This is a genomic window from Pseudomonas sp. IPO3774 (assembly GCF_013386835.1).
Lineage (GTDB): Bacteria > Pseudomonadota > Gammaproteobacteria > Pseudomonadales > Pseudomonadaceae > Aquipseudomonas.
Map to the genome: position 1 here is coordinate 84,321 of NZ_JACAQY010000021.1, position 14,095 is coordinate 98,415.

General features: G+C 61.1%; 14 protein-coding genes. 5 read left to right on the forward strand and 9 right to left on the reverse strand.

Annotated features, from left to right (window positions below; genetic code table 11):
- Nucleotides 1–70: 70 nt before the first annotated feature.
- Complete coding sequence (locus HYE77_RS14570; RefSeq protein WP_003215428.1) at nucleotides 71–1,387, forward strand: bifunctional DedA family/phosphatase PAP2 family protein; 1,317 nt, start codon at nucleotides 71–73, stop codon at nucleotides 1,385–1,387.
- Here HYE77_RS14570 and HYE77_RS14575 read toward each other — a convergent pair.
- The 4 genes from HYE77_RS14575 to HYE77_RS14590 form a co-directional block, all read right to left on the reverse strand.
- Nucleotides 1,384–1,590: a hypothetical protein gene (locus tag HYE77_RS14575; RefSeq protein WP_003215427.1), complete on the reverse strand. Its 207-nt coding sequence runs from the start codon at nucleotides 1,588–1,590 to the stop codon at nucleotides 1,384–1,386. The genes HYE77_RS14570 and HYE77_RS14575 overlap by 4 nt on opposite strands.
- A 112-nt stretch (nucleotides 1,591–1,702) precedes the next feature.
- Nucleotides 1,703–2,293: an LON peptidase substrate-binding domain-containing protein gene (locus HYE77_RS14580; protein ID WP_003215426.1), complete on the reverse strand. Its 591-nt coding sequence runs from the start codon at nucleotides 2,291–2,293 to the stop codon at nucleotides 1,703–1,705.
- A 21-nt stretch (nucleotides 2,294–2,314) separates the two neighbouring features.
- On the reverse strand, nucleotides 2,315–3,031 hold the full coding sequence (locus HYE77_RS14585) for an LrgB family protein (protein WP_003215425.1): 717 nt from the start codon (nucleotides 3,029–3,031) through the stop codon (nucleotides 2,315–2,317).
- On the reverse strand, nucleotides 3,028–3,390 hold the full coding sequence (locus HYE77_RS14590) for a CidA/LrgA family protein (protein WP_003215424.1): 363 nt from the start codon (nucleotides 3,388–3,390) through the stop codon (nucleotides 3,028–3,030). Before HYE77_RS14590 ends, HYE77_RS14585 begins: the two co-directional genes overlap by 4 nt.
- A gap of 179 nt (nucleotides 3,391–3,569) precedes the next feature.
- Between HYE77_RS14590 and HYE77_RS14595 the strand changes: the two genes are divergently transcribed.
- The 3 genes from HYE77_RS14595 to HYE77_RS14605 all read left to right on the forward strand — a co-directional run bounded on the left by HYE77_RS14595 (nucleotide 3,570) and on the right by HYE77_RS14605 (nucleotide 6,517).
- Nucleotides 3,570–4,025 (forward strand): MaoC family dehydratase, encoded by a 456-nt coding sequence (locus tag HYE77_RS14595; RefSeq protein ID WP_003215423.1) that lies wholly within the window; start codon nucleotides 3,570–3,572, stop codon nucleotides 4,023–4,025.
- Nucleotides 4,026–4,128: 103 nt separating this feature from the next.
- Nucleotides 4,129–5,847: a C13 family peptidase gene (locus HYE77_RS14600; protein ID WP_177068916.1), complete on the forward strand. Its 1,719-nt coding sequence runs from the start codon at nucleotides 4,129–4,131 to the stop codon at nucleotides 5,845–5,847.
- Between the two features lie 28 nt (nucleotides 5,848–5,875).
- Nucleotides 5,876–6,517: an oxidoreductase gene (locus HYE77_RS14605; RefSeq protein ID WP_003215421.1), complete on the forward strand. Its 642-nt coding sequence runs from the start codon at nucleotides 5,876–5,878 to the stop codon at nucleotides 6,515–6,517.
- Nucleotides 6,518–6,665: 148 nt separating this feature from the next.
- On the opposite strand, the gene HYE77_RS14610 is transcribed toward HYE77_RS14605, so the two are convergent.
- The 5 genes from HYE77_RS14610 to HYE77_RS14630 form a co-directional block, all read right to left on the reverse strand.
- On the reverse strand, nucleotides 6,666–6,950 hold the full coding sequence (locus tag HYE77_RS14610; protein ID WP_023659172.1) for a YceK/YidQ family lipoprotein: 285 nt from the start codon (nucleotides 6,948–6,950) through the stop codon (nucleotides 6,666–6,668).
- Nucleotides 6,943–7,572, reverse strand: a complete 630-nt coding sequence (gene ubiX / locus HYE77_RS14615) for a flavin prenyltransferase UbiX (protein WP_003219402.1) — start codon at nucleotides 7,570–7,572, stop codon at nucleotides 6,943–6,945. Before ubiX ends, HYE77_RS14610 begins: the two co-directional genes overlap by 8 nt.
- Nucleotides 7,569–8,918: a UDP-N-acetylmuramate:L-alanyl-gamma-D-glutamyl-meso-diaminopimelate ligase gene (gene mpl / locus HYE77_RS14620; protein ID WP_003219401.1), complete on the reverse strand. Its 1,350-nt coding sequence runs from the start codon at nucleotides 8,916–8,918 to the stop codon at nucleotides 7,569–7,571. The genes ubiX and mpl overlap by 4 nt, the downstream gene beginning before the upstream one ends.
- A 218-nt stretch (nucleotides 8,919–9,136) precedes the next feature.
- On the reverse strand, nucleotides 9,137–10,126 hold the full coding sequence (locus tag HYE77_RS14625; protein ID WP_256344652.1) for a hypothetical protein: 990 nt from the start codon (nucleotides 10,124–10,126) through the stop codon (nucleotides 9,137–9,139).
- Nucleotides 10,127–10,359: 233 nt separating this feature from the next.
- Nucleotides 10,360–12,270 (reverse strand): sigma-54-dependent Fis family transcriptional regulator, encoded by a 1,911-nt coding sequence (locus tag HYE77_RS14630; RefSeq protein WP_177068917.1) that lies wholly within the window; start codon nucleotides 12,268–12,270, stop codon nucleotides 10,360–10,362.
- Nucleotides 12,271–12,555: 285 nt separating this feature from the next.
- Here HYE77_RS14630 and HYE77_RS14635 point away from each other — a divergent pair, with 285 nt between their 5' ends.
- Complete coding sequence (locus HYE77_RS14635) at nucleotides 12,556–14,076, forward strand: aldehyde dehydrogenase family protein (protein ID WP_003219398.1); 1,521 nt, start codon at nucleotides 12,556–12,558, stop codon at nucleotides 14,074–14,076.
- Nucleotides 14,077–14,095: the final 19 nt, after the last annotated feature.

Consider the following 14,095-nt stretch of genomic DNA (forward strand, 5'->3'; position numbering starts at 1 on the left):
CGGACCCAAGGACGCCATCGCCGGCAAGCCGGGCTCCCACAAGGACGATCTACAAAAGGGAGTTGATTGTATGGGCCCATGGCTCGATAGCATTACCGGCTGGCTGACCCTGAACCCGCAATGGCTGGCCGTGGCGGTGTTTATCGTGGCGTGCGTGGAGTGCCTGGCCATTGCCGGCCTGATCGTACCTGGCACGGTATTGCTGTTTGCCATCGCCGCCCTGGCCGGCAGCGGCGCACTGTCACTGGGAGAAACCCTGTTGCTGGGCTTCCTCGGCGGCGTGTTGGGCGATGTTGTTTCCTACTTCCTCGGTCGCCATTTCCACCAGAACATCCGGCGCCTTCCCGGCCTGCGGCATCACCCGGAATGGATGAGCGGCGCCGAGGCTTACTTCCAGAAGTACGGCATCGCCAGCCTGTTGGTAGGCCGCTTCATTGGCCCGCTGCGGCCGATGTTGCCGATGGTTGCGGGCATGTGCGACATGCCCTTCCCGCGTTTTGCCGCCGTGAGCCTGCTGGCCGGTGCAGGCTGGTCGGTGGCGTATCTGTTGCCGGGCTGGGCCACCGGCGCGGCCTTCCGCCTGCCATTGCCCGAAGGCTTCTGGCCAGAGGCCGGGATTGTCGCCGCCTGTCTCGCAGTGTTGATCGGCGTAAGCCTCAACAGCAGCCTGCGCGGCCATCGGCGCGCCACCCTATGGATTGGCTGCATCGGCGGCACACTGTTGATCGCGTTGTTTATCGGCTATCCCTACCTCAACGACTTTGACCAGGGCTTGATGGCACTGGTGCAGGAACACCGCGGCCCGGCGATCGACCGGGCAATGGTGATGGTGACCCAGCTCGGCGAGTTCAAGAAGATGTTTGTCGCCAGCGCGGTGCTGACCGGCCTGCTGGTGGTGGCGCGGCAATGGCGCCAGGCAATCTTTGTCGGCGCCACCCTGCTGGGCGCGGCGCTGATCAATACCGGGACCAAGCTGTTTTTTGCGCGGATGCGCCCCGAAGTGCTGACCGACCCACTCACCAGCTTCAGCATGCCCAGCGGCCATGCGTCCGGCTCGTTTGCATTCTTCCTGGCCTTGGCAGTGCTTGCCGGTCGCGGTCAACCGACACGACTGCGCCTGACCTGGCTGGTGCTTGGCTGCATTCCCGCCGCCACCATCGCGATTTCCCGGGTGTACCTGGGTGCACACTGGCCGACGGACATCCTGGCCGGCACCCTGCTGGCAATGACGGTGTGCGCCTTCAGCCTGACGTTAAGCCAGCACCGCAGCCTGTTGCCACCGATGCCGCCGAGAGTCTGGTGGCTGATCCTGCCGGTGTGTGGCGCGGTGCTCGGGTTCATTGCGTTTACCGGCACTTCCCACGCGCTGCTGAGGTATGCCTACTAGGCAGGCCCCAGCCAATCCAGGGGTGCAGCGCGGCGTTCGACGCTGCGCTCGCGCCGCTCCAGAAGCATTTCGTCAGCCATCTCCGCGGCGCGTTCGGCGATGTACTCCGCGCCGCGACCGTCGTTCATATGAAGAATTTGCGTGGTGACGGCCATAAAAAACGCATCCCACACGACTTGCTCCGATTGCGAAAGCCGAATCATCCTTTCCCCCTGATCATCGTTACGTGACTGCCAACTATTTCAGGCAACGGGATCAGGACAACCACGGAAAATCTGAAGACCGGGAAGGACAAGTCCGAGTGACACTCGCGGGTCAGGTGAACAGCTCGCCCTGCAACTCATCCAGCAGCAACTGGATCGCGTCCAGGCGCTGTTGCGGGTCATCGAGTTGCAACAGGTCGATCTTGTCGGCCTCGGTAAAGGGCAGCAGATAGGCCAACTGATTGCCCAGGGCTTGCTGTCCATCGGCGTGGGTGCCCATATCCAAAGACGCCACCATCGGATGCTCGGCCAGGGCATGAAGCAACGCCAGCAAGTCAGCGTCTTCCTCTTCCAGCGGTTGCTCGGGATGCTCGTGCAGCCATTGCACCTCGGCCACCAGCAACTGGTCCTTCTGCACACCGGCATCACGCACGCGGAAACGCCGGCCACCCTCGACCCGAATCCCCAGCAGGCCATTGTCCTGCTGCTTGAAGTCGCGGATCAGCGCCTCGCAGCCAATCAACGCATAGCCATCCGGCGCCAGCCCCACTTCCTTGCCGTCGAGGATGCACACCACGCCAAAGCTTTCGCCCTTTTTCATGCAGCGGCTGATCATGTCCAGGTAACGCGCCTCGAACAGCTGCAGGTCGAGGGTGCACCCGGGAAACAGCACGGTATTGAGCGGGAAAAGCGCCAGACTCATAAAGGTTTCCTTAAACCCGACTTAAATAACCAGCGACACGGCCAACGGCAGGAACACCGCCGTGGCCACGCCCATCAGACTCATGGCCAGCGCCGCAAAGGCGCCGGTCTCTTCGCTTTCCTGCAAGGCCACCGACGTACCTACGGCGTGGGCGGTCATGCCCAGCGCCATACCGCGCGCTTCGGGGCTGTGCACGCCCAACCGTGACAGATACGCCGGACCGATCATCGCGCCGATCACCCCGGTGATCAGCACGAACACCGCCGCCAATGCCGCCACGCCGCCGATCTGCTCGGCCACCAGCATCGCAATCGGTGAGGTCACGGACTTGGGCGCCATGGTCATCAGCATCATGTGTTCGGCGCCAAACCACCAGCCCAACAGCACGCACAGGCCGGTGGCCAATACGCCTCCCACCACCAGCGTAGTAAAAATCGGCCAGAACAATTGGCGAATTCGTCGCAGATTCAGGTAAAGCGGCACCGCCAGGGCTACCGTCGCCGGGCCCAGCAGGATGCTCATGATCTCGGTGCTCTTGCGGTACTCGACGTACGTCAGGCCACAGCCGAGCAACACGCCGATCACCAACAGCATCGACACCAGCACCGGTTGCAGGAAAATCCAGCGGGTTTTCTCGAAACCGGCCAGCACCAGCTGATAGGCGCCGAGGGTGATGCCGATGCCGAACAACGGGTGATGAATCACGGCGGCCCAGGCGCCCTGCCAGTCCAGTGTCATTGGCCGTCCTCCCGCTGCGCCTGGCGCTTGACCAGTTTCTGCATCAGCACGCCGACAAAGCCCATGGCGATCACCAGCGACAGCACCAGCGCGCCGACGATGGCCCAGAAGTCGGCGGCAATGTCCTTGGCATACACCATCACGCCGACCGCAGGCGGCACCAGCAGCAATGGCAAATAACGCAGCAGACTGCTGGCCGCCAGGCTCAGGGGTTCACCGACTTCGCCGCGCCACACCAGGAAGGCCAGCATCAGCAGCAGCCCGATAATCGGCCCCGGCAGCACCGGGACAAACAAATGATTGATCGCCGTGCCGAGTAATTGAAACAGCACCAGCCATGTCAGACCGCGTAACAGCATCCGTTCTTCCCCCCAAAAGCGTGTCGGCATTATAAGCACGCTGCCTCTATGGAGCGGCATTCGCCAAAAGCATGGTGGGTTGACCGGGCCAAGTGCCCGTGATGATCTACATTGGTTCTCTGGACCTGTCCAAAACTACAAAAACGATGAAGCCAACCGAGCAAAGAAGGAGAGTCGCAATGCCCTCAGTACCCGTAGCGCAACTCAAAGAATATGTCGGCAAGGAACTGGGACGTTCTGCATGGCTCACCATCGACCAGGAACGTATCAACCTGTTCGCGGAAGCCACCGGCGATTTTCAGTTCATCCACGTCGACCCGGTGAAAGCCGCCCAGACCCCGTTTGGCGGCACCATCGCCCACGGTTTCCTGTCGCTGTCGCTGATACCCAAGCTGATCGAAGACATCCTGATCATGCCCGAAGGCCTGAAGATGGCGGTCAACTATGGCCTGGACAGCGTGCGCTTCATCCAGCCCGTGAAGGTCGACTCCAGGGTGCGCCTGGCCGTGACCCTGACCGACGCCACCGAGAAAAAACCTGGGCAATGGTTGCTTAAAGCCACCTGCACCCTGGAAATCGATGGCCAGGAAAAACCGGCCTACATTGCAGAATCGTTGTCACTCTGCTTCGTCTGAAGCCTGGCTGTGGTGAGCCCGTCCGCTCACCACAATTCATGTAAATTTATGTATAGATCTCGCAGCTGCGGCATACTCGGCGCTCAATTATCCGGATCCCGCTATGCGCCCACTCGCTCCCCTTGCTCTTGTCCTGTTGCTCACCGCGTGCGGCGACGGCGAATCGCTGTTGCCGCCCGATGCGCGGCTGCCCGATGGCGGTCGTTACCGTGGCGATGTGGTCAATGGCTTGCTGCAAGGCCAGGGCCGGGTGGATTACCCCAATGGCAGTTGGTACGCGGGCCAGTTCGATAAAGGCCAGTGGCACGGCCAGGGCGAATGGCATGGCAGCAACGGCGAGGTCTATAAAGGCCAGTTCCAGCAGGGCCTGTTCGACGGCCAGGGCAGCCTGACCACGTCGGGCAACAGCTACGTCGGCGGTTTCAAACAAGGCAAGCGCAACGGCGAAGGCACCCTCAAAGAGGGGCAGATGACCTATCGCGGCGAATTCAAGGACGACCAGTATTCCGGCCTCGGCCGCCTCGAGCTGGCCGACGGCAGCCAGTACCAGGGCCAGTTCGCCCACGGCAAGCCCAACGGCGAAGGCCAGCGCAACGACGACAGCGGCAACCAGTTCAGCGGCCGCTTCGTCGATGGCCAGCTGGAGGGCAACGGCACTTTCAACAGCGCCGACGGCGACATGTACATCGGCCATTTCAAACAAAACCAGCTCAACGGCAAGGGCCGCTACGAAAACGCCGACGGCGACGTATGGATCGGCGAATTCAAGGAAGGCGCCCTCAGCGGCAAGGGCGAACTGATCGGCGTCGATGGCAGCCACTACGTCGGCCAGTTCGTCGACTGGCGCTTCACAGGCACAGGCCGCCTGAACCTCACCGACGGCAGCTTCTATATTGGCGGCTTCGACAGCGACAGCTATCAAGGTCGTGGCACTTTGGTGCTCACCGACGGCACCGTGCAGGCCGGCACCTGGGCCAACGGCATGCGCGTGCGCGACGCCGAGGGCAAATTGTTGCCTGACCCGCTGGAAATCGGCCTGTTTGCCCAGGGCCACTTGCTGGATGCCGCCCTCGCCGCCGTGCCCGCGTCTAAATCGGGGGTGGAGCTGTACACCCTGGTGGTGGCCGGCGACGGCAAACAAAGCGTGTTCCTGCGCGAAGCCGACTACGTCAGCAACATGCTCGCCACGCGCTTCGGCGCCTACGGCCAGATCCGCCTGGTGAACCATCGCGACCATATTGCCGACCGCCCGATGGCCACTCGCGAAAGCCTGCGCCGCGCAGTCCAGACCCTGGCCGAACGCAGTGGCCCGCAAGACCTGGTGTTTATCTACCTGACCAGCCACGGCACCCACGAGCACGAACTGGTGCTCGACCAGCCGCGCATGGAGCTGGCCGACCTGCCGGCCGATGAGCTGGCCGCCGTGCTGGCACCGCTGAAGAACCGCGACAAGATCATCGTGATTTCGGCCTGCTACTCCGGCGGGTTCATCCCGGCCCTGAAGGACGAACACACCCTGATCATGACCGCCTCACGGGCCGATCGGGTGTCGTTCGGCTGCTCCGAAGAGGCCGACTTCACCTACTTCGGCGACGCCCTCTTCGCCCAGGCCTTCAACCAGACCGACGACTTGCAGCAAGCCTTCAAGCTGGCACAGACCCACGTCGCCGAACGCGAACAGGCGGACAACTTCGAAGCCTCCGAACCGCAGATCTGGGCCCCCAAAGGCGTAATCGCCCATTGGCAATTATTACGCAAACAGCAGGCACGAAAGGCGCTCGAAAGCGTCTCAATGAATAGCAAGGAAGCCAAGAGCAACTAAGCTGAATCTGTATCAAGGGGGAAACATCATGTACCTGACGCCTCAGCATATCTTGCTCGCCGGAGCCTCCGGCCTGACCGGGGAGCACCTGCTGGACCGCCTGCTCAACGAGCCGACCGTGACCCGCGTGCTGGCACCCAGCCGCAAGCCTCTGGCCGAGCATCCACACCTGGAAAACCCGGTGGGCGACCCGGCAGTATTCCTGCCGCAACTGAGCGGCCAGGTGGACATCGCCTTCTGCTGCCTGGGCACCACCATCAAGCAGGCCGGCTCCGAAGAAGCGTTCCGCGCCGTCGACCTGGACATGGTCGTGGCCTTTGCCAAGCGCGCCCGGGAAATGGGGGCGCGGCACCTGATCGTGATCAGCGCAATCGGCGCCGACCCGAAATCCTCGATCTTCTACAACCGCGTCAAGGGCGAGATGGAACAGGCGTTGAAAGCCCAGGATTGGCCGCAGTTGACCATCGTCCGACCTTCGCTGTTGTTGGGTGAGCGATTGGAACCGCGGCTGGCCGAGCAACTGGCCGGGCCATTGTCACGGCTGATTCCGGGCAAGTACCACGGCATTGAAGTGTGCGAACTGGCGCGGGCGATGTGGCGACTGGCGCTGGAAGAGCAGGATGGGGTACGGGTTATAGAGTCGGACGAGCTGCGCAAGCTCGGCAAATAACACGTAATTCCAGGCAGGACACCATCCAAATGTGGGAGCGGGCTTGCTCGCGAATGCGGTGGATCAGTCAATGATACAGTGACTGATCCACCGCATTCGCGAGCAAGCCCGCTCCCACATTGGATTTCTGTTAATACTGGGATAAGTACTAAAGCCCGCCCGTCGCGTTAAACCCAACCCCCAGCACCGTCAGCACCGACAGCGGCAACAGCAGCGTGTCGAGCAAGGCACTGGCCGGCAGGTCGACATGGGGATAGCTCGGCGCCTCGGCCCCAAAACGGTCCATCGCGCAGCACCCGCCCTGAATCGCATACATGTCCAGCCGCGTGCCGGCATACACCACCGGCGCGCCGGGCTGGGCGGCGTCCAGGGTTCGCGCAGTCGCACACCCGGTCAGTTGCAGCGCCAGCAGCACCATCAATAGTTTATTCATCACTGCTCAAATGGTGCTCGCCCCAGCGCGGCAGCATGTCCTGGGGAATGTTCAGCAGGTTGAGAATCCGCGCCACCACAAAGTCCACCAGGTCATCGATGGTCTGCGGCTGGTGATAGAAGCCCGGCGACGCCGGCAAGATAGTCACGCCCATGTTCGACAGCTTGAGCATGTGCTCCAGATGGATGCTCGAATACGGCGCTTCGCGTGGCACCAGAATCAACTGGCGACGCTCCTTCAAGGTCACGTCCGCCGCGCGCTCGATCAGGTTGTTGCAGGCGCCCGTGGCAATCGCCGACAGGGTCCCGGTGGAACACGGCACCACCACCATCGCGGCCGGCGCACCGGAGCCCGACGCCACCGGTGACATCCAGTCTTCCTTGCCATAGACCTTGATCTGCCCCGCCGCCGCACCGGTGTACTCGGTGAGGAAGGCCTGCATCATCTGCACTTTGGGCGGCAACGCCACATCGGTCTCGGTGGCCAGCACCAGTTGCGCGGCCTTGGAGATCAGGAAGTGCACCTCGCGGTCTTCGCGCACCAGGCAGTCCAGCAGGCGCAAGCCATAGGGCGCGCCGGACGCGCCGGTCATCGCCAGGGTGACGCGTTCCGGGCCGCTCACTTCAGGGCCTCGGCGAGTTTGCCATGCAGGCCGCCAAAGCCGCCGTTGCTCATGATCACCACGTGAGTGCCGGGCCTGGCCTGGTGTTTCACGTGCTCGATGATGCCTTCCAGTGAGTCGCGGCAAATCGACGGCACCGTGCACAACGCGGCGATGGCAGGCAGGTCCCAACCGAGGTTGGCCGGCGCGTACCACACAACCTGGTCGGCATCGTTGACGCTTTCCGGCAAACCATCACGGTGGGCGCCCAGCTTCATGGAGTTGGAGCGCGGCTCGATAATCGCGATCACCTGGGCATCGCCCACACGCTTGCGCAAGCCATCCAGGGTAGTGGCGATGGCCGTCGGGTGGTGGGCAAAGTCGTCATAGATGGTAATCCCATTCACTTCGGCGACCTTTTCCATCCGGCGCTTGACACTTTTGAACGCGCTCAAGGCCGCAATGCCCATGGACGGCACCACGCCGACATGCCGCGCAGCCGCCAGGGTGACCAAGGCATTGGCGACGTTGTGCTGGCCGGTCATGTCCCAATCGACGATGCCTTGGGCGACGCCTTCGAACAGTACTTCAAATTTGGAGCCATCTTCGCTCAGCAGTTTGACCTGCCATTGGCCGCCAGCACCGGTGGTTTGTACCGGGGTCCAGCAGCCCATCTCGATAACTCGCTGCAGGGCAGGTTCGGTGGTGGGGTGAATCACCAGGCCTTCGCTGGGAATGGTGCGCACCAAGTGGTGGAACTGCCGCTCGATGGCCGCCAGATCAGGGAAGATGTCCGCGTGATCGAACTCCAGGTTGTTCAGGATCGCCGTACGCGGGCGGTAGTGAACGAACTTGGAGCGTTTGTCGAAGAACGCGCTATCGTACTCATCGGCTTCGATAACAAAAAACGGGGTGTCGCCGAGGCGCGCCGACACCGAGAAATTCTGCGGCACGCCACCAATCAGGAAGCCCGGGCTCATGCCCGCATGCTCCAGCACCCAGGCCAGCATGCTGCTGGTGGTGGTCTTGCCATGGGTACCGGCAACGGCGAGTACCCAACGGCCTTGCAACACATGGTCGGCCAGCCATTGCGGGCCAGACACGTACGGCAAACCTTTATTCAGTACATATTCGACTGCCGGGTTACCGCGCACCATGGCATTGCCGATCACGACAAGGTCCGGGACCGGGTCGAATTGCGCCGGGTCATAACCTTGGGTCAGCTCAATGCCCTGGGCCTGCAGTTGCGTGCTCATGGGTGGGTAAACGTTGGCATCGGAGCCAGTAACATGATGGCCCAGCTCTTTGGCGAGCACCGCCATCGAGCCCATGAACGTGCCGCAAATACCGAGAATATGAATGTGCATAGTCGACCTCGTAAAACATCGAGGCAGGTTAGCGCAGGGAAGGGAAAATCGCACTCTTTAGCTGTAGCACGCAGGCCTTGGGGGGTAGCCGCCATTGTTTGTCAGAGCGTAGGGGAATATTCGATAAGTCCGGTGCCACAGGATGCATGCATGGCATCGGACCCATCGCCAGTTTGACTGAGCATCATCCATGACTCGAAAGTTTACGCGGGGTTATGTCACACGACTTTTGTTTCGGCAGACTCCGCCGGTAATTCCAGCGTTTTCATGTGCAACAACTTCCCTATGAACTTGTTTAATGCGTCGAATTTTTTATCAATAACATCCAGACGGCCTTTGTCATCGGTGCCGTCTGCGGGAGTGGCAATGTAAGGCCGGAATACCATGTCGCTTTCGTCCGCCAGTTTTTTAAGCTGTTCCTCCGCAGTTTTATACAAGGCCTCAAGCGTTTCCAGGCGCTCGCTTGGCGTACGCGACGACGAGGAGTCGCTCATTTTAAGTGCCGGAGCATTCGTTCCTTGACGCATTGCCATAATATTGTTGGCAATGACTTCCATGCGCAACTCGGCCAGGCCCAAGCGCGCGGTCGTGGCACCCGTGTCGGTGTCCTGCGTGGCGACGACCGATGTTGTCCCGTCGGTTTTCGCGGCAGGCACCTGCGTGCTTGGAGCCGGCTGGTGAGCCGGAGGGAGCAGTGGCGTATTGTTTGTAAACTGCGCCTTGATTGTCTCGCCAGACCAAACCGAGCCTGCGTAGGTACCAATACTCAGGGGAGCACTGACCAATCCGCTTACACCCGAACTGACAAAGGCGTCGCGGGCTACCGTCGCCGCCTGGGGCGAGGTGTCGAACACCTTAGCCTTGACCAGGCGATCAGCAACCATCAGGTTTTGAGTCACCTGTGCCATATCTTTAGGATCTGCGCTGGCCTGAGGCTTGAACGGCCGGTTGGCAGGCCCTTGGTTCATCAATTTTTGTTGTGTCAGCGTTTGAAAATTATTGGGTTTCTCGGGCTTGGGTAGCGTTGTGGAGGTGTCTGTGGCCGGATTTTTCCCTAACCGGGGTTTAGGTTGGGGAGCTATTGGAGGGGAGCTGCCCTGGCCACCGGGACGTACTATCGGAGGCGTTACACCGCCATTGCGCGGGGCCGGTGGTGTATTCACTGGAGGTAGATTGACCGTGTTGGGCCGAATTCTAATACTATTCATGATTATTATCTCACTTGTTGTTACTATTTACGCATAAGCGCTATTAGCGAGTTATCGAGACAATCGACAACCGCCAACTTAGTAACTAAACAGATAATGAACGTTCCAGAAGACAGTCACCCACACACGAAAATACATGACAAAACATTAATACGGTGCGACGCCAATTATTTAACGCACAGTCGCCCACAACACAGATTGATCACTCACAGCCAGAACAGGTAACGTCATCATTAAACCTGACGCGCTATACCATACTTACGTAACTTTCTATAAAGCGTATTTCTACTGACTCCAAGCACGGTCGCCACGTGCGTCATATGCCAGCGTTGCTGCACCAATGTTGCCAGCAATGCCTGGCGCTCGGCAGCATCCAGCAATGAGTTTGCCGGTTCACTCATCGCCACCGGCAGGGTTTGCACGGCACGAATCTGTGCAGGCAGGTCATCAAGCCTCACCCGCCCGTCCTCACACAGTGCGGCAAGGGTGCGCAACACCGTGCGCAACTGCCGCACGTTGCCCGGCCACGCGAACGCCAACAGGGCCTGCCGGGCCTCGCCGTCAAGCTGCACCGCCTGATCTCCCGCTTCTTCGGCCAACAGGAAGTCCAGCAGTTGCAACTTGTCACTGCGCTCGCGCAACGGCGGCAAGGCCACTTCCAGGCCATTGAGCCGGTAATACAGGTCTTCACGAAAACTACCGTCCTGCACCCGATCAAGCAGATTACGGTGGGTAGCGCTGATAATTCTGACGTCCACCGCTTGCGGTTCACCGCCGATGGGCACTACCAAGCGGTCTTCAAGCACCCTTAATAGCCGGGTTTGCAAAGCCAGCGGCATATCGCCGATTTCATCCAGAAACAACGTGCCACCATCTGCCTGCTGCAGCTTGCCGCGCATGCCTTCCTTGCGGGCGCCGGTAAAACTGCCGCCGCGATAACCGAACAGCTCGCTTTCGATGAGGCTTTCCGGGATGGCTGCGCAGTTGAGGGCCACAAAGGCTTTATCTGCGCGCAGGCTTGCATGGTGCACGGCCTTGGCAAACGCCTCTTTGCCAGACCCGGTTTCCCCCTGGATCAGCAAAGGCACATCACGCTCGAACACCCGCAAGGCTCTGCGGAAATCGTTTTGCAGCGCCGCGTCTCCAAGGCAAATGCCCGGCAATCGCGGCCGCTCCGGCAAGGCGTGGGCCACCGGCACCGGTACGCTGCGTGGCTGGCCGCGCAACACCGCGAACAAGCCACGGCCATCGTGGGTACGCAGGGGCCAACTGGCGCTGGCGTTCGCGCTGGCACGCCCGAGCAACTCATCGAGCGAACAATCGAAAAACGCCTCGACCGGCTGCCCCAACAACCCGCCACGGATTTGCCCGAGCAGGTTCAACGCACTCTGGTTAACCGCACAAATGCGCCCTTCACCATCGAACGCCAGCAGCCCTTCGCTGAACAGGCCCACAGACTCGGCCTGCAAATGAAAGCGCAGCAACCAGTGGTGCTCAAAATGGCGCAGGAAGTAACAGCTCTCGATCATCTTCGCCGAAAGATTGACCAGCGCCATGGTGTGGAACTGGCTCTGGCGCGACACCGCCTCCCGGGCCGAGGACACATCCAGCACCGCCAGCAGTTCGCCATGAGGGTCGAACACCGGGCTGGCCGAGCAGGTCAGGCCGGTATGTCGGCCACGAAAGTGTTCATCGCGATGAATCGTCAGGGACTGGCGCTCCACCAGGCAGGTGCCGATGCCGTTGGTGCCTTCGCAGGCCTCACTCCAGTCGGCCCCCAGCCACAGGCCGGCACGTTCGAAAATCTTGCGCTCGCTGGGGGCGGTGACGCAGTTGAGGATCACCCCACGGGCATCGGTCAGCAGCACGGCATGGCCGGCGCCGGAGAGCTGTTGATGCAGGCTGTTCATTTCGCTACCGGCGATGCTCAGCACTTGCTGCAGGCGTTCGCGACTTTCCAGCAGGCGGCCATGTTCGAGCACCGTGGGCGCGATGGTCAGCGCAGGGTCGAGGTGATAGTCCTCCAGGCATCGCAGCCAGGAGCGGGCGATGGAGGGATCGCTGCCGGGGCCGTGCAACGGGTCCTGCCCACGGGTGACCGTCAGGACTTGCTGGGCATGGCGACTGAAATGATCGTTTTGCATGTTCTTATTATTCTCCCTGCGTGAACTACCGCGCGCGAGTGCCCAGCATCCTCCAGCCTCCCGACCAATGCAATCCCGGGCAGACCCACCGGTCACAGGCTGTACCGCTTATGGCACAAACTGTCACCCAGGCTGTACCAAGCCTGCCACAGCAACGGTTTGCAACAACCTCTAAACCCTTGATTTACAGGCTCTACGAGGCACTGGCCCGACCTTTGCTCTACGCTTTAACAAGCACAACCGTGCGTCCTCCAATAAACACAAAAAAGCCAGGAGATACCCACCATGCGTTACGCACACCCCGGTACTGAAGGCGCGATCGTTTCGTTCAAGGCCAAGTACGGCAACTACATCGGCGGTGAGTTTGTCGCGCCGGTCGATGGCAACTATTTCACCAACACCTCGCCGGTCAACGGCAAGCCCATCGCCGAATTCCCGCGCTCCACTGCCAAGGATATCGACAAGGCCCTGGACGCCGCCCACGCCGCCGCTGACGCCTGGGGCAAGACCTCGGCCCAGGACCGCTCGCTGGTACTGCTGAAAATCGCCGACCGCATCGAACAGAACCTCGAACTGCTGGCCATCACCGAAACCTGGGACAACGGCAAGGCCGTGCGCGAAACACTGAACGCCGACATCCCGCTGGCCGCGGATCACTTCCGCTACTTCGCCGGCTGCATCCGCGCCCAGGAAGGCAGCAGCGCCGAGATCAACGAACACACCGCCGCTTACCACTTCCACGAACCGCTGGGCGTGGTCGGCCAGATCATCCCGTGGAACTTTCCGCTGCTGATGGCCGCCTGGAAACTCGCGCCAGCCCTGGCCGCCGGTAACTGCGTGGTGCTCAAGCCTGCCGAGCAAACCCCGCTGGGCATCAACGTGCTGATGGAACTGATCGGCGACCTGCTGCCGCCGGGCGTGCTGAACGTGGTGCACGGCTACGGCAAAGAAGCCGGCGAAGCCCTGGCCACCAGCAAGCGCATCGCCAAGATCGCCTTCACCGGCTCCACGCCAGTGGGCTCGCACATCATGCACGCGGCCGCCGAGAACATCATTCCGTCCACCGTTGAGCTGGGCGGCAAGTCGCCGAACATCTTCTTCGCCGACATCATGAAAGCCGAACCGCAATTCATCGAGAAGGCCGCCGAAGGTTTGGTGCTGGCGTTCTTCAACCAGGGCGAAGTGTGCACCTGCCCTTCCCGCGCGCTGGTGGAAGAGTCGATCTACGACGACTTCATGAAAGTGGTGATGAAGAAGGTCGAGTCGATCAAACGTGGCGACCCGCTGGACACCGACACCATGGTCGGCGCCCAGGCGTCCGAGCAGCAGTTCGACAAGATTTTGTCCTACCTCGAAATCGCCAAGGGCGAAGGCGCCGAGCTGCTGACTGGCGGCAAGGTCGAGAAGCTGACCGGCGATCTGGCCACCGGCTATTACATCCAGCCAACCCTGCTCAAGGGCACCAACAAGATGCGGGTGTTCCAGGAAGAAATCTTTGGCCCGGTGGTGAGCATCACCACGTTCAAGGATGAAGCCGAAGCCCTGGCGATTGCCAACGACACCGAGTTCGGCCTGGGTGCCGGCCTGTGGACCCGCGACATCAACCGCGCCTACCGCATGGGCCGGGCAATCAAGGCCGGGCGTGTATGGACCAACTGCTACCACCTGTACCCGGCGCATGCCGCGTTCGGTGGTTACAAGAAGTCCGGTGTGGGCCGTGAGACTCACAAGATGATGCTTGATCACTATCAGCAGACCAAAAACCTGCTGGTGAGCTACGACATCAACCCGCTGGGCTTCTTCTAACTGACAACCCGCTCCCACA

Coding starts and splice junctions, on each gene's coding strand:
- HYE77_RS14570 (WP_003215428.1), top strand. CDS start 71: ATGGGCCCATGGCTCGATAGCATTACCGGCTGGCTGACCCTGAACCCG.
- HYE77_RS14575 (WP_003215427.1), bottom strand. CDS start 1,590: ATGATTCGGCTTTCGCAATCGGAGCAAGTCGTGTGGGATGCGTTTTTT.
- HYE77_RS14580 (WP_003215426.1), bottom strand. CDS start 2,293: ATGAGTCTGGCGCTTTTCCCGCTCAATACCGTGCTGTTTCCCGGGTGC.
- HYE77_RS14585 (WP_003215425.1), bottom strand. CDS start 3,031: ATGACACTGGACTGGCAGGGCGCCTGGGCCGCCGTGATTCATCACCCG.
- HYE77_RS14590 (WP_003215424.1), bottom strand. CDS start 3,390: ATGCTGTTACGCGGTCTGACATGGCTGGTGCTGTTTCAATTACTCGGC.
- HYE77_RS14595 (WP_003215423.1), top strand. CDS start 3,570: ATGCCCTCAGTACCCGTAGCGCAACTCAAAGAATATGTCGGCAAGGAA.
- HYE77_RS14600 (WP_177068916.1), top strand. CDS start 4,129: ATGCGCCCACTCGCTCCCCTTGCTCTTGTCCTGTTGCTCACCGCGTGC.
- HYE77_RS14605 (WP_003215421.1), top strand. CDS start 5,876: ATGTACCTGACGCCTCAGCATATCTTGCTCGCCGGAGCCTCCGGCCTG.
- HYE77_RS14610 (WP_023659172.1), bottom strand. CDS start 6,950: ATGAATAAACTATTGATGGTGCTGCTGGCGCTGCAACTGACCGGGTGT.
- mpl (WP_003219401.1), bottom strand. CDS start 8,918: ATGCACATTCATATTCTCGGTATTTGCGGCACGTTCATGGGCTCGATG.
- HYE77_RS14625 (WP_256344652.1), bottom strand. CDS start 10,126: ATGAATAGTATTAGAATTCGGCCCAACACGGTCAATCTACCTCCAGTG.
- HYE77_RS14630 (WP_177068917.1), bottom strand. CDS start 12,270: ATGCAAAACGATCATTTCAGTCGCCATGCCCAGCAAGTCCTGACGGTC.
- HYE77_RS14635 (WP_003219398.1), top strand. CDS start 12,556: ATGCGTTACGCACACCCCGGTACTGAAGGCGCGATCGTTTCGTTCAAG.